Here is a 13641-nt window from a genome sequence, read left to right on the forward strand (position 1 = left end):
ACCCGACCCTTTCGTGAGTGTGTGTGCGCTTGAACATCTTCAGCATCGCTTCCCCTGACGCCACGCCCCAGGCCCGATTGGCCAGCGAGGCCCGAGATTGGCTGATCCTGCTGACCTCGGGGCGCGCCACCGTGGCCGATGCCCGGGCCTTGCGCCAGTGGTGCGGGCAAAGCCCCGAACATGCCCGGGCCTTCGAACAGGCCAAGGCGCTGTGGCAGGGGCTGCAACCTGCCGTCGCGGCGGTGCAGGCGCCCCGGCATTTCGGTCGCCGGGCGTTGTTGGGTGGCGCCATCGCGGCTTCGGCGGCTTTGCTGTTGATCCGCGCCACGGTGCCCGGTGGTGTTTCCGGGTTGGGAGCCGACTACGTCACCGACGTCGGCGAACAGCGCCGAGTGGAATTGGCCGAGGGCGTCAGCTTGGAGCTCAACACCCAGACCCGCCTCAGCCGCCACGCGCTGGCCGATGGCGGACAAGGACTGGAGTTGCTCAGCGGCGAGATTGAAGTGCAGGGGCGTAGTGCGCAGGTGGTCAGCGTCCAGGCCGGTGCCGGCTGGATCAGCGCCGCCCGAGCACGCTTCAACATCCGCTACACCGACCAGAGCGTTTGCGCGACCTGCCTGGAGGGTGTGGTGCAGGTCGAGGTGCAAGGCCAGCGGTTTCGCCTGGAACCGGGCATGCAACTGACGTACGATCCTGGCCGAGTGGGTGCTCCCAAGCGTGCCGATGTGTCGGCAGCGATTGCCTGGCGTGAGCAGGTCCTGGTGTTCAACGACGCGACCCTGGCCAGTGTCATTGATGAGATCAACCGCTATCGGCCAGGCATGTTGCTGCTACTCAACCGCGAACTGGGCCAGCGCAAGGTCCAGGCGCGGTTTCGCCTCGACCAACTGGCGGGCGTAGCGCTGTTGATCCGCGATGCCTACGGCGCCAAATGCACCGAATTGCCGGGTGGGGTGGTGGTGCTGAGCTGAGTCCCGTGGTGCCTGGGCGGCCCTCTTCGCGAGCTGGCTCGCTCCCACAAGGGGATTAGTGGCGGGCTCACCATCTGAGAACACCCGGAGATCCTGTGGGAGCGGGCTTGCTCGCGAAGGCGGCATAACAGTCGACATTGATATTGAGCCTACAGGCCTCTTCGCGAGCAAGCCCGCTCCCACATGGGGGGGGTATTCGCTCGGCTTACTCCAACGGCCCCAGCACCTGTCGATATTTCTCTACGCCCTGAGGTGTCTGGCGGGTCAGGCTGATTTCGATGCCCATCGGGTTTTCCTGGCGGTTGCCGCTGAGTTTGCGCCAGCCTTTTTCCTTGTCCCAGAACCGCAGTCCGGCGTCGCTGACGTCACTGAGCACCGCCACGCCCGGGCCGGGTGCGGGCAGTGGGTAGCGACTGCGGGCCTGGCCTTGGGCGCGGTAAAGCGTGTCGCCCTTGATCCACCAGCGTACCCGTTGCAACTCGCCCTCCTGGGCCGCCGCCACGCGGATCACGTCCAGGCGCAAACCCCGGCCTTCGGTGCTGCGCACGGTGAGGGCGGGCGGGGCCGTCGAGGGCTCGTCGTCGACGCCGGGTTTTACCGGTTCGCTCAGTTCGATGCTGGCGCGCAGGGCGACGTCGCGCTCCAGTTGGTTCAAGACCCGCAGCAGCGCTTCGGTCTGTTCGGTACTGGCCTGCAAGTGGCTGTCGGCACGGGTCACGCTGTCCAGCCCGCGCCAGGCAATCAGGCTGACCACCGCCATCAGCAGGATCGCCACCATCACCTCCAACAAGGTGAAGCCTGTCTGCCGGGCGCTCATTGGAGTTGCACCCGTCCGGCGGCGCTGCGTTGCACATTGAGGCTGTTCTGGCCGTCCGACAGGCGGATCTGCAAGGGCTCGCCGAGCCATTCGGCATTCAGCACCACCTTCTGCCTGGGCTCCACGCGAACCTCCATCGACGGGCTCTGCCAACGACGTGGATGCAGTTGCGGGTCATCCTCGAAGCGATCGAGCCCGGCGCCCTGATCGATGCGGCGACTGAAGCCAAAACCCTTGGCGTCCCAGCGCCAGGTAATCGGTCGCCCGTCGGTGCGGGCTTCGGTCTGGGCCAGTTGCAACAGTTGCACCAGCCGTTCGCCATCCTGACGCAGCAACTTCAATGGGTCCGGCTTGATGCTCAGGCTCACGGCGGCGCTGGCGATGCCGATGATCACCAACACCACCATCAGTTCGATCAGGGTGAAACCGCGTTGCTTGCCCCGGGTCATAGCGCGCTCCTTTGCGTGCGGACCATCCTGCACGGTGAAGATGATAGGGATGTGAAATAAAACGGAGAGAATTGGCGCGTACGCTGGACGCTGGAACCCAAAAAAGGAGATTCAGGCCATGGCGTTCATCGAGCGTGTGTCCCCGGCGCAAATCGTCCAGGCCGTGGGGTTGTTGGCGGCGTTGGCCGGGGTGGCGACCTGGTCTTCGCTGTTGCTCACGTCGGCCGAGTCGCGCACGCCGGATGTCGCCCCGCAACGCATGGCCGAGCGCTCCGATAACCCGGCGCTGCAATGGTTCTCCAACCAGCCGGCAGCGGTGGACATCAAGGTCAGCGGTGTGATGGCTGGCACGCACACGCCCGTGGCGATCCTCAGTCTCAACGATGGACCGCCGCGCAGTTTCCTGGTCGGTGAACGGGTGGCCCAAGGGATACGGTTGGTGGCGATCGAAGCGCAGGCGGTGGTCATCGAACGTGGCGATGAGCAGACCCGGTTGGTCCTGGCTCGGTTGCCGGATTCGGTGAGTTTGCCGTCGCTGTGGGAGCAAGGCTTGCCCGCGATGAAGACGACTCAGTCTCCGGGGAAATGAGGCGCCTGCATCGCGGGCAAGCCTTGCTCCCACAGCGGGGATAAATCCCCTCGCCACAGGTGATGTGTGCATCCACGCTTATTCAAGGTTTCTCTCGGCTGACCCACGTCTCCAAGCGAGCCAACGGCGGTGCTTCGCGACTGCGGTCCGACACGCTCAGTTCAACCCGCAGCAGCCGGCCATTTTCCGCCGGGCGCAGGGTCTGTTCGCAGCGCAGCAACAGTCGTCCCTGGTCGCACTCGAACACTTTCGAGCCTTGGGCAAAACGGCCTTCCAGACGTAACTGCGCGAGTTGGCTGCGGGCGGCCAGCAGGGCGATGGATTTGTCGCGCAGCAGGCCGTTGCTCTGGGTCATCACCGCAGCCACGCGCACCGCTGCCGACATGGCCACGGCGATGATCGCCAGGGCCACCAACACTTCGATCAGGGTGAAGCCGGCTTGCGGAGCAGGGCGTGGCATGGCGCGGGCTCGGGGGCGAGGGCAGCCTTCAAGGTTAGCCCGCGTTCGTGACCGATTGACGACGTAAGCTCCAGAGCAATTTCAATATCACTGACATATTTTCTTGCAACACTGCGCCTCGAATCGAATCCAGCGAAGGACCGTCGAGATGCAGATCGCCCGTTACAACGCCCGTCCCCAAGGCCCTCGCGGGCAGCGGGGTTTCACCCTGATCGAAATCATGGTTGTGGTGGTGATCCTCGGCATCCTGGCGGCGATGGTGGTGCCCAAGGTGCTCGACCGTCCCGACCAGGCGCGGGCAACGGCGGCGAAACAGGACATTGGCGGCCTGATGCAAGCCTTGAAGCTTTATCGCTTGGACCACGGCAGTTACCCGAGCATGAACCAGGGCCTCAAGGTGTTGGTGGAGAAGCCGGCCGATGCGAAAAACAGCACCTGGCGTTCCTATCTCGAGCGCCTGCCCAACGACCCCTGGGGCCGTCCTTATAACTACCTCAACCCCGGTGCCAATGGCGAAGTCGATATCTTTTCCCTGGGGGCCGACGGCCAGCCTGACGGCGACGGCGTGAATGCCGACATTGGCTCCTGGCAGTTGTAAGGGGCGTGATGCAAACGGATTCGCCCCTTGCGGCGAAGCAGCGCGGCATGGCGGTCATCAGTGCCTTGCTGATCGCCGCTGTGGTGGCGGTGATCGCGGGCGGCATGCTGACCCGCCAGACCCTGTTCACCCGCAGCCTGGAGGCCGAGCAGTTGCGCGTCCAGGGCTCGGCGCGGTTGCAGGGCGGCCTGCAACTGAGTCGCCAGTTGCTCTGGGACGCCCGCCAGCGCGATCCGCTGACGCGCTTCGGCCAACCCTGGGCCAAACCTATCGTGATGCCGGGTTCGGGCCAGATCGACACGCCGTTCGAAGGCCAGCTGGAAGATGAACAAGGCAAGTTCAACCTGCGCAACCTCGTCGCCAATGAACGTGTGGATGAAGAACAAGTGCGCGCCTTCGAACGCTTGTGCGAGCAGCTTGGTGTGGCCGCGACGGTCCGTACGCGCATCGTCGAAAGGGTCGTCGAGGCTTATCCGCGCCTGTTGAATCCGCGGCGGGCGGACCAAGCGCCGAAGGCCAATACCTTCGACAGCGGCCGGGACACCTCGCCGCAGGCCGACAACACGCCGCTGGCACCGACGCGCCCGATGCTGCGCACCTTGCAAGACCTGCGCAGCGTCAAGGGCGTCAATGTGCGGTTGCTGGAAACACTGGCGCCTTACGTGACGATCCTGCCGACCAACACCTGGCTTAATGGCAACACCGCCAGCGCCCCGGTGCTGGCCGCCTACGTGCCGGGGCTGTCGCTGCAACGGGCCGAGGCACTGGTCCGGGAGCGTGATGGCGGCCACTGGTTTATCAATCGCGGGGATTTCGTCAATCGCCTGCGCATGCCGGAGCTGGACGCCGCCAGCGTCAAGGTCGGCATCACCAGCGACTGGTTCCGCCTGCGAGGCCAGGCACGCAGCGGACAACGGCGGGTCGAACTGGAGGCGTTGCTGCAACGCACCCAGGACCGCTTGCCCCAGGTGATCTGGTCAAGGGTGGGCGTATGACGCGCTTGCGCATCGCCCTGGCGCCGCTGGGCAGCCTGGATCTCGACAGCGAGGTGGCATTTGCCTGGCTGGATCGCCAGGGCCAGGTTCGCGAGCAGGGCCGCAGCAGCCTGCGGGGGTTGGGCCAAGGCGGTAAGACTATTTCGGTGGAATGCTTCCTTCATCCGCGTGACAGCTTGTTGACCCGCCTGGAGTTGCCGTTGTTGCCAGCGGCCAGGATCACCGCGGCTGTGACGTGCGCGGCCCAGGCCCTGATGCTCGGTGCCAGTGAACACATGCAGGTGGCCCACAGTCCGCGTGACCTTGACGGGCAGGTGCAGATCGCCTGGCTGGACCGTGAATCCCTCGCCAACCTGGGCCGGCTTGTGCACCAGGCTGGCATGAAGCTGCGCGGCCTCTATCCGGCGGCCTACGCCTTGCCGGTGCTGTCGGGGCCGGTGGCCTGCATCGAAGACGACCATCTGCTGGTGCGCCATGGCCTGCAGCACGCCGTGGTGCAACCGTTGCAGGAGGACGCGCTGGACGAGTGGTTGCTGGAAACAGGGCCCGGGTTGCACTGGGTGGGCGAGGCGCCGCCGCAACCTTCGATCAGCACCTTGGCCGAAACCCAACGCTGGATGGGCCCTGCGCCAGGCTGGGGGCTGCATGCCGGCCTTGCACGCAACGCCGTCGAGCGCGGCGGTTGGGGCCGGGCGGTGGCGATCTGCGCGACAGCGCTGGTGGTGTGGGTGGTTGGGCTGAACCTCTACGCCGCCCGTGAAGCGGCTCAGGGTCAACGGCTCAAGGCGCAGATGAGCCAGCGGGTGAAGCAGGCGTTTCCCGAGTTGCCGGTGATCCTCAACCCGCTGCAACAGGCGCGTCAGCAAATCGCTGCGCGCCAGAGCGGTGCGGCGACCGACCCGGCCCAACGCTTTGCCAGCCTGGTGCAACAGGCGGGCAGCGCCATGCCGTTCATGAGCGGTAATGTCCAGGCGCTGGTGTTCGAGAACGGTGAGTTGCGCCTGAATGTCGTGACCGAGGCGCAGAAAACCACCGCTGAAGAGGATTGGAAAATCCCCCTGGCCCAGGCCGGCATCGACGTCGCCGCCATCGATCAGGGCTGGACCCTGCGTGTGGCACCAGCCGGCCAGGGCAGCCAGGACACCCCCGACGAAACCCCGGACGCCGATGATGAATAAGCATTCTCTGGCACTGGCGTGGGGGCGTTGGCAAGCCTATCGCACGCGTTTGCGCACGTTCTGGCAGGGGCTGGCGGTGCGCGAACAGGCCGCCGTGGCCCTGGCTGCGCTGGTGTTGGGCGGCTGCCTGGTCTGGCTCGCACTGATCCAGCCGCCGCTCAAGACCATCGCCTACTGGCAAGCCGAAACCCCGAAGCTGCGTTCACAGACCGAAGCCCTCGAAGTGCTGTTGCGTGACGTCGCTGGGCCTGTACCCGACCAGCCCCTTGAAACCGCCTTGCGCCAGAGCCTGGACGCCAGTGGTTTGAGCCAGCACTACCAATTGCAAACGCCCGACGCCGAGCGGCCCAAGGCTTGGCAGCTCACGTTCGACAAGGCTCCGGCAGAGGCGGTGATCAGCTGGCTATTGGGCAACCCACGGCAATTCTCCCTGGAAGTGATTGAGGCCCGTTTACAGCGCACCGCCCTTGCCAATCCCGACAACCACGACAACGACAACACCGCCGGCACACTGTCCGGAACCGTTCGCATGGATCAGGCGCAAGGCGCTAAGGAAGCTTCATGAAAGGGGTCAGATACCCACGTCATTGGCGCAAGGCTGCACCGCTGTTGTTGCTCGCGTTGAGTGCGTGCAACAGCACGCCACCCGCGTCGCAGCCACCGTTGCTGGTGGACAGTGAGTTGGGCATTCCGTTGGGGAGTACCCAACGCAGCGGCGATGCATTGCTCGATCGCCAGCGAGCCCAGGACCTGCGTGAACATAAGCCCGCGGTGCGGCATCAGGTCGACCTCACCGCTCGCGCTCGCGAGCCGCGCAGCAATGCGCCGGCGCGTACGCCTTTGGGCGATCAACCGGTGACGCTGAATTTCGTCGAGGCGGATATCCAGGCGGTGGTGCGGGCCTTGTCCCGTTCCACCGGCCAGCAGTTTCTGGTGGACCCGCGGGTCAAGGGCAACCTGACGCTGGTGTCCGAAGGCCAGGTGCCGGCCCACCAGGCTTACGACATGCTGCTGGCCGCGCTGCGCATGCAAGGCTTCAGCGTGGTCGACGTCGGCGGCGTGGCCCAGGTGGTGCCGGAGGCCGATGCCAAGCTGCTGGGTGGGCCGATCTACAGCGCCGACAAACCGGCCGGCAACGGCATGCTCACCCGCACCTTTCGCCTGCAATACGAAAACGCCGTGAACCTGATCCCGGTGCTGCGCCCGATCGTGTCGCCGAACAACCCGATCAATGCCTACCCGGGCAACAACACCATTGTCGTCACCGATTACGCCGAAAACCTGTCGCGGGTGGCGCAGCTCATTGAAGGCATCGACACCCCCAGCGCCATCGACACCGACGTGGTACCGATCCACAACGGCATCGCGGTCGACATCGCGCAAATGGTCTCTGACCTGCTGGAAACCCAGGGCGGCGACCAGACCCAGAAGATCAACGTGATCGGCGACCCGCGCTCCAACTCCATCATCATCCGCGCCGGCAGCCCCGAGCGCACGGAGCTGGCGCGTAACCTGATCTACAAGCTCGACAACGCCCAGAACAACCCGAGCAACCTGCATGTGGTGTACCTGCGCAACGCCCAGGCCGGCAAACTGGCCCAGGCCCTGCGCGGCTTGCTCACCGGGGAAAGCGAAGGCGAGGGCAACGACAACTCGCGCTCGGTGCTCAGTGGCATGGGCGCCAGCACCAACGGCCAGAGCGGGCAGGGCAGCAGTGGCGATGGCACCAGCACCACCAGCGGCAGTGCTTCGACCAGCGGCAATGGCTACGCCCAGGGCAGCAACGGCGCGACTTCCGCTTCGACGAAAAACGAACAGAGCACTGCCTTCAGCGCTGGCGGCGTGACCATCCAGGCCGACGCCACCACCAACACCTTGCTGATCTCCGCGCCGGACCCGCTGTACCGCAACCTGCGGGAAGTCATCGATATGCTGGACCAGCGCCGGGCCCAGGTGGTGATCGAGAGCCTGATCGTCGAGGTCGGCGAGGACGACGCCAGCGAATTCGGCGTGCAATGGCAGACCGGCAACCTCGGTGGCAGCGGCGTGATCGGCGGGGTCAATCTCGGCGGCACGGCGCTCAACCTCAACGGCAAGACCAGCATCGATGTGTTGCCCCAGGGCCTGAACCTCGGCCTGGTCAATGGCACGGTGGACATTCCCGGCATCGGCAAGATCCTCGACCTCAAGGTTCTGGCCCGGGCCTTGAAGAGCAAGGGCGGCACCAACGTGCTGTCGACGCCGAACCTGCTGACCCTGGACAACGAAGCGGCGAGCATTTTCGTCGGCCAGACCATCCCCTTCGTCAGCGGCAGCTATGTCACCGGCGGCGGTGGTACTAGCAACAACCCGTTCCAGACCGTGACCCGTGAGGAAGTGGGTTTGAAGCTCAATGTCCGGCCGCAGATTTCCGAAGGCGGGACGGTCAAGCTCGACATCTATCAGGAAGTCAGCAGCGTCGACAATCGCGCCTCGAGCACTACGGGCATCGTCACCAACAAGCGCGCCATCGACACCAGCATCCTGCTCGACGACGGGCAGATCATGGTCCTTGGCGGGCTGTTGCAGGATGGCTACAGCCAGAGCAATGACGCGGTGCCGTGGCTGTCGACGATCCCCGGGATCGGGGCGCTGTTTCGCAACGAACGGCGGCAGATCACCAAGACCAACCTGATGGTGTTCCTGCGGCCCTACATCATCCGCGACACGGCGGCGGGCCGCGGCATCACCGTCAACCGCTACGACTTCATGCGTCGCGCCCAGGGCCTGCTGCAACCGGAGCGCAGCTGGGCCTTGCCGGACATGCAAGCCCCGCAACTGCCAGCCTCGGCCCGGGCGATCCCGGGGGCCGCGCCGGTGAGCCTGCAAACGCCCAGGGCGGTGATCAAGGCGGTGCCGGTCGAAGGAGGCGCCCGCTGATGAACACCCATCCTGTGGGAGCGAGCCTGCTCGCGATGACGGCGACCCGATCGACATCCATGCAAGCTGACACACCGCTATCGCGAGCAGGCTCGCTCCCACAGGGGGCATGTGTGCTTCTTGGGCCTGGGGTGTCAACATGAACACCCTCCCATACGCTTGGGCCAAGGCCCAACGCCTGGTGCTGCGCCAGTCCGAAGAGGGCGCGGTACTGATGGTGTGCCCGTCCACGCCGGGCTGGTCCATCAGTGAAGTGCGCCGTCAGTTCGGCGAAGTGCGCCTGGAGCGGGTGCGCGACGAGGAACTCGACGGGTTGCTCAACAGTGCTTATGCCGACACTGGTAGTGCTGCCGCAGTCGTGGGCGCGGCGGAAAACGAAGTGGACCTCGACCGGTTGATGCAGGACATCCCCGAGATCACCGACCTGCTGGACACCCAGGACGGCGCGCCGGTGATCCGCATGATCAACGCCTTGCTGACCCAGGCCGCACGGGATGAGGCCAGCGACATCCACATCGAGCCCTACGAGAGCCATTCAGTGGTGCGCTATCGCGTCGACGGCACCTTGCGCGATGTGGTTTCGCCGCGCAAGGCCCTGCACGGCGCACTGGTGTCGCGGATAAAGATCATGGCCCAGCTCGACATCGCCGAAAAACGCCTGCCCCAGGACGGCCGCATCGCCTTGCGCGTGGCCGGGCGACCGATTGATATCCGCGTCTCGACGGTGCCCACCGGCCACGGCGAACGGGTGGTGATGCGGTTGCTGGACAAGCAGGCCGGACGTCTGCAACTGGAAACCTTGGGGATGGATCCGGACGTGCTGGGCAAGCTCGATCACCTGATCCGCCAGCCCCACGGCATTGTCCTGGTCACCGGCCCCACGGGCAGCGGCAAGACCACCAGCCTCTACGCCGCCCTGGCCCGACTGGACGCCAGCGTCCACAACATCCTCACCGTGGAAGACCCGGTGGAATACGACCTGCCGGGCATCAGCCAGATCCAGGTCAACGCCAAGATCGACATGACCTTCGCCCTGGCCCTGCGCGCTATCCTGCGCCAAGACCCGGACATCATCATGATCGGCGAAATCCGCGACCTGGAAACCGCGCAAATCGCCGTGCAGGCCTCCCTCACCGGTCACCTGGTGTTGGCGACGCTGCACACCAACGACGCGGTGTCGGCCGTCAACCGCTTGATCGACATGGGCGTCGAGCCGTTCCTGCTGGCTTCGTCGATGCTCGGCGTGCTCGCCCAACGACTGGTGCGCAGGCTCTGCCCACAGTGCAAACAGCCGGATCCGGCCACGCCCGGCACCTGGCGCCCGGTGGGTTGCCCGACCTGTAACCAGACCGGCTACAGCGGCCGAACCGGTATCCATGAACTGTTCTGCATCGACGATGACATTCGCACGCTGATCCACCAGGGGGCAGGGGAGCAGGCACTGCGCGCCGCTGCCCGCCGAGCCGGGATGTTCAGCATGCGCGAGGACGGCGAGCGTTGGGTGCGCAGTGGCACCACGGCCCCTGAAGAAATCCTGCGCGTGACACGGGACGCCTGATGAATCGCTATCGTTTCGAGGCCGCCGACGCCCAGGGCAAGATCGAATCCGGACACTTGGAAGCCGACAGCCAGGGCGCGGCCTTCAACCTGTTGCGCAGTCGCGGGCTGACGGCATTGCAGGTGCAGGTCGAGCGCAACACGGCGCCAGCCAATGGCGGTGGTTTGTTCAGCGCCAAGCTCTCGGACAACGACCTGGCCTGGGCCACCCGGCAACTGGCGAGCCTGCTGGGCGCGAGCCTGCCGTTGGAAGCTGCGTTGAGCGCCACGGTGGAGCAGGCCGAGCGCAAGCACATCGCCCAGACCCTGAGCGCGGTGCGCGCCGATGTGCGCAGCGGCATGCGCCTGGCCGAAGCCCTGGCGGCACGGCCGCGGGACTTTCCGGAAATCTATCGGGCATTGATTGCCGCCGGCGAAGAGTCCGGCGACCTGGCCCAGGTGATGGAGCGGTTGGCGGACTACATCGAGGAACGCAACAACCTGCGGGGCAAGATCCTCACGGCGTTCATCTACCCCGGGGTGGTGGGGCTGGTGTCGGTCGCCATTGTGATTTTCCTCCTCAGCTACGTGGTGCCCCAGGTGGTCAGTGCGTTCTCCCAGGCCCGGCAAGACCTGCCCGCGCTGACCGTGGCGATGCTCACCGCCAGTGACTTCATTCGTGCCTGGGGCTGGTTGTGTTTCGGCGTGCTGGCCGGTGGCTTCTGGAGTTGGCGTATGTACTTGCGCAAACCGGCGGCACGGTTGAACTGGCACGCGCGGGTGTTGCGCCTGCCGCTGATCGGGCGTTTTGTACTGGGCCTCAACACCGCGCGGTTTGCCTCGACCCTGGCAATTCTCGGCGGAGCCGGGGTGCCGTTGCTGCGAGCCCTGGAGGCGGCGCGCCAGACGCTGTCCAACGACCGCCTGAGCCTCAGCGTCAGCGATGCCACAGCCAAGGTCCGCGAAGGGGTCAACCTGGCGGCGGCGTTACGGGTGGAAAAAGTCTTCCCGCCAGTGCTGATCCACCTGATCGCCAGCGGCGAGAAAACCGGCTGCCTGCCACCGATGCTCGAACGCGCCGCGCAAACCCTGTCCCGCGACATCGAGCGCCGGGCCATGGGCATGACCGCGCTGCTGGAGCCGCTGATGATCGTGGTCATGGGCGGCGTGGTGCTGGTGATCGTCATGGCGGTGTTGTTGCCGATCATCGAGATCAACCAGTTGGTTCAATAAACCACCCACCTTGAATCGGGCACGTACCCTGTGGCGAGGGGATTTATCCCCGCTGGGCTGCGCAGCAGACCCAACCCCTGACACCTCGGTGTATCAGGCTGATCGCATTCAATCTGATTGGGGTCGCTCCGCAACCCAGCGGGGCGGTGCGACGTTTCGCTAAATCCCCTCGCCACAACTGCCGCGATCAGCCAGTTATGTTTGCCGTGCCGCAACACCTCCCGAGCCTCGCCCGCGCCAAACTCGGGTTCCTCGTTCTGTCATGTTCGCTTGCCCGGCAACCACCCGCCGTCCTCTCCACCGCGCCCTCACATGGCACGGCCGTGAAACCCGCTCGAACCCCAATCCAGAGCCCTCGAACACCCGAGGAAAAAACTCGAAAAACAGCCCCCAGCTCCCGAGGTTTTTTCCTTTATCTGTCACCGGAAGCTGCGAATTTCTAACCCATGGCCTCACCCCATCGCCATCGGCACAGGACCGAGCGCCATGACGGCAAGCACGTGTCACCCAACCTACGTACGAACACGATGAAAGGAGATTCTTCATGTTTAAGCGCAACGTTCTCGCGGTATCCCTGACCCTCGCCGGCCTCTGCGCCGCTCAGGCCGCCATGGCTGATGTCAATGGCGGTGGCGCTACCTTGCCTCAGCCTCTGTACCAGACTGCGGGTGTACTGACTGCCGGTTTTGCCCCTTACCTCGGTGTGGGCAGCGGTAACGGCAAACTGGCTTTCCTGAACAACGACTACACCAAGATCAAGCCAGGTGACACTAGCAACCCACCGAAGAACGTGCACTGGGCTGGCAGCGACTCCAAACTCAACGCCACTGAGCTGAGCGGTTACGTCAGCGCTCACGGTACTGCCTGGGGTCCATTGATCCAGGTGCCTTCGGTCGCCACTTCGGTTGCCATTCCGTTCAACAAGACCGGCACCGCTAACGTCAACTTGAGCGTTAATCAACTGTGCGGCGTGTTCTCCGGTCGCTTGACCGATTGGAGCCAGATCACCGGTTCGGGCCGTACCGGCGCGATCACCGTGGTTTACCGTGGCGAGAGCAGCGGCACTACCGAGCTGTTCACTCGCTTCCTGAATGCCAAGTGCACTGAAACCGGCACGTTCGCCATCACCACCAACTTCGCCTCCAGCTACAGCGGTGGCCTGCCAGCCAACGCCCTGGCGGCTACTGGTAGCCAGGCTGTGATGACTGCGGTGAACGCAGCCCAAGGCCGCATCACCTACATGAGCCCGGACTACGCAGCGACTACCCTGGCCGGTCTGGACGACGCCACCAAGGTTGCCCGCGTCGCCGGTGTTTCCCCAGCACCCGCCAACGTATCGGCTGCCATCGCAGCTGTTCCTGTACCAGCCACCGCCAACCGCGCCAACCCGAACGCCTGGGTGCCGGTATTTGCCGCGACCACCAACCCTAACGATCCAAGCGTCGTGGCTTACCCAGCCACCGGCTATCCGATCCTGGGCTTCACCAACGTGATCTTCAGCCAGTGCTACGCCGACGCTGCGCAAACCACGCAGGTGCGCGACTTCTTCAACCGTCACTACAACGCCACGGCAGCGAACAGCAACGACGCAGCCATCACCGCCAACCGCTTCGTACCTCTGCCTTTGACCTGGAAAAACGCCATTCGCGGCAGCTTCGTGACCGCAACCAACACCCTTAGCATCGGCAACACCAACGTCTGCAACGGCATCGGTCGTCCGCTGTAACACCGCGCTTGAGCGACACGCAACACCGATCAGCAACGGCGCAAACCGTTGCTGATTTTTTGCTTTGGTGCCGCGACCAACACAGCCCCATGAAATTTTCATGACAACCGTTCGGTCCCGAGCGGCTGTAACCGCCTATCCCCTATAACCAACGCTGGCAGCCTGACAGC

At 64.8% G+C, this 13641-nt stretch carries 13 protein-coding genes; 10 read left to right on the plus strand and 3 right to left on the minus strand.

The annotated features are described in order from the left end of the window. The first annotated feature begins 29 nt into the window (after positions 1–29). Positions 30–971 (plus strand): FecR domain-containing protein, encoded by a 942-nt coding sequence (locus B0E42_RS18930; protein ID WP_033062964.1) that lies wholly within the window; start codon positions 30–32, stop codon positions 969–971. Between the two features lie 205 nt (positions 972–1176). On the opposite strand, the gene B0E42_RS18935 is transcribed toward B0E42_RS18930, so the two are convergent. After that, the gene (locus B0E42_RS18935; RefSeq protein ID WP_053179389.1) at positions 1177–1788 is read right to left on the minus strand and encodes a type II secretion system protein GspJ; all 612 of its coding nucleotides are present in this window, start codon (positions 1786–1788) and stop codon (positions 1177–1179) included. Continuing rightward, on the minus strand, positions 1785–2237 hold the full coding sequence (gspH, locus tag B0E42_RS18940; RefSeq protein ID WP_053179391.1) for a type II secretion system minor pseudopilin GspH: 453 nt from the start codon (positions 2235–2237) through the stop codon (positions 1785–1787). The genes B0E42_RS18935 and gspH overlap by 4 nt, the downstream gene beginning before the upstream one ends. Positions 2238–2355: 118 nt before the next feature. Between gspH and B0E42_RS18945 the strand changes: the two genes are divergently transcribed. Then, a complete protein-coding gene (locus B0E42_RS18945) occupies positions 2356–2826 on the plus strand; it encodes a hypothetical protein (RefSeq protein ID WP_018614374.1) in 471 nt (156 codons plus the stop codon). An 82-nt stretch (positions 2827–2908) separates the two neighbouring features. Here B0E42_RS18945 and gspI read toward each other — a convergent pair whose 3' ends face one another. Further along, on the minus strand, positions 2909–3286 hold the full coding sequence (gene gspI, locus B0E42_RS18950) for a type II secretion system minor pseudopilin GspI (RefSeq protein WP_018614376.1): 378 nt from the start codon (positions 3284–3286) through the stop codon (positions 2909–2911). A 148-nt stretch (positions 3287–3434) separates the two neighbouring features. Here gspI and gspG point away from each other — a divergent pair, with 148 nt between their 5' ends. The 8 genes from gspG to B0E42_RS18990 all read left to right on the plus strand — a co-directional run bounded on the left by gspG (position 3435) and on the right by B0E42_RS18990 (position 13471). Next, entirely contained in the window at positions 3435–3884 is a 450-nt protein-coding gene (gene gspG / locus B0E42_RS18955) for a type II secretion system major pseudopilin GspG (RefSeq protein ID WP_018614378.1), read from the plus strand. Positions 3885–3892: 8 nt separating this feature from the next. Continuing rightward, on the plus strand, positions 3893–4879 hold the full coding sequence (gspK, locus tag B0E42_RS18960; RefSeq protein WP_077507028.1) for a type II secretion system minor pseudopilin GspK: 987 nt from the start codon (positions 3893–3895) through the stop codon (positions 4877–4879). Continuing rightward, positions 4876–6057 carry a type II secretion system protein GspL gene (gene gspL, locus B0E42_RS18965; protein WP_077507029.1) on the plus strand — a complete coding sequence of 394 codons (1182 nt, stop codon included), beginning with the start codon at positions 4876–4878 and terminating at the stop codon, positions 6055–6057. Before gspK ends, gspL begins: the two co-directional genes overlap by 4 nt. Beyond that, entirely contained in the window at positions 6050–6622 is a 573-nt protein-coding gene (gene gspM / locus B0E42_RS18970) for a type II secretion system protein GspM (RefSeq protein WP_077507030.1), read from the plus strand. Before gspL ends, gspM begins: the two co-directional genes overlap by 8 nt. Then, positions 6619–8976 (plus strand): type II secretion system secretin GspD, encoded by a 2358-nt coding sequence (gspD, locus tag B0E42_RS18975; RefSeq protein ID WP_077507031.1) that lies wholly within the window; start codon positions 6619–6621, stop codon positions 8974–8976. The genes gspM and gspD overlap by 4 nt, the downstream gene beginning before the upstream one ends. 139 nt (positions 8977–9115) lie before the next feature. After that, positions 9116–10534 (plus strand): type II secretion system ATPase GspE, encoded by a 1419-nt coding sequence (gene gspE / locus B0E42_RS18980; protein ID WP_053179400.1) that lies wholly within the window; start codon positions 9116–9118, stop codon positions 10532–10534. Beyond that, a complete protein-coding gene (gspF, locus tag B0E42_RS18985; RefSeq protein WP_053179403.1) occupies positions 10534–11745 on the plus strand; it encodes a type II secretion system inner membrane protein GspF in 1212 nt (403 codons plus the stop codon). Before gspE ends, gspF begins: the two co-directional genes overlap by 1 nt. A 544-nt stretch (positions 11746–12289) precedes the next feature. Next, complete coding sequence (locus B0E42_RS18990) at positions 12290–13471, plus strand: substrate-binding domain-containing protein (protein ID WP_053188948.1); 1182 nt, start codon at positions 12290–12292, stop codon at positions 13469–13471. Positions 13472–13641: the final 170 nt, after the last annotated feature.

Source organism: Pseudomonas sp. A25(2017) (genome assembly GCF_002001065.1).
Classification (GTDB): Bacteria; Pseudomonadota; Gammaproteobacteria; order Pseudomonadales; family Pseudomonadaceae; genus Aquipseudomonas; species Aquipseudomonas kilonensis.

Coding starts and splice junctions, on each gene's coding strand:
- B0E42_RS18935 (WP_053179389.1), bottom strand. CDS start 1,788: ATGAGCGCCCGGCAGACAGGCTTCACCTTGTTGGAGGTGATGGTGGCG.
- gspH (WP_053179391.1), bottom strand. CDS start 2,237: ATGACCCGGGGCAAGCAACGCGGTTTCACCCTGATCGAACTGATGGTG.
- B0E42_RS18945 (WP_018614374.1), top strand. CDS start 2,356: ATGGCGTTCATCGAGCGTGTGTCCCCGGCGCAAATCGTCCAGGCCGTG.
- gspI (WP_018614376.1), bottom strand. CDS start 3,286: ATGCCACGCCCTGCTCCGCAAGCCGGCTTCACCCTGATCGAAGTGTTG.
- gspG (WP_018614378.1), top strand. CDS start 3,435: ATGCAGATCGCCCGTTACAACGCCCGTCCCCAAGGCCCTCGCGGGCAG.
- gspK (WP_077507028.1), top strand. CDS start 3,893: ATGCAAACGGATTCGCCCCTTGCGGCGAAGCAGCGCGGCATGGCGGTC.
- gspL (WP_077507029.1), top strand. CDS start 4,876: ATGACGCGCTTGCGCATCGCCCTGGCGCCGCTGGGCAGCCTGGATCTC.
- gspM (WP_077507030.1), top strand. CDS start 6,050: ATGAATAAGCATTCTCTGGCACTGGCGTGGGGGCGTTGGCAAGCCTAT.
- gspD (WP_077507031.1), top strand. CDS start 6,619: ATGAAAGGGGTCAGATACCCACGTCATTGGCGCAAGGCTGCACCGCTG.
- gspE (WP_053179400.1), top strand. CDS start 9,116: ATGAACACCCTCCCATACGCTTGGGCCAAGGCCCAACGCCTGGTGCTG.
- gspF (WP_053179403.1), top strand. CDS start 10,534: ATGAATCGCTATCGTTTCGAGGCCGCCGACGCCCAGGGCAAGATCGAA.
- B0E42_RS18990 (WP_053188948.1), top strand. CDS start 12,290: ATGTTTAAGCGCAACGTTCTCGCGGTATCCCTGACCCTCGCCGGCCTC.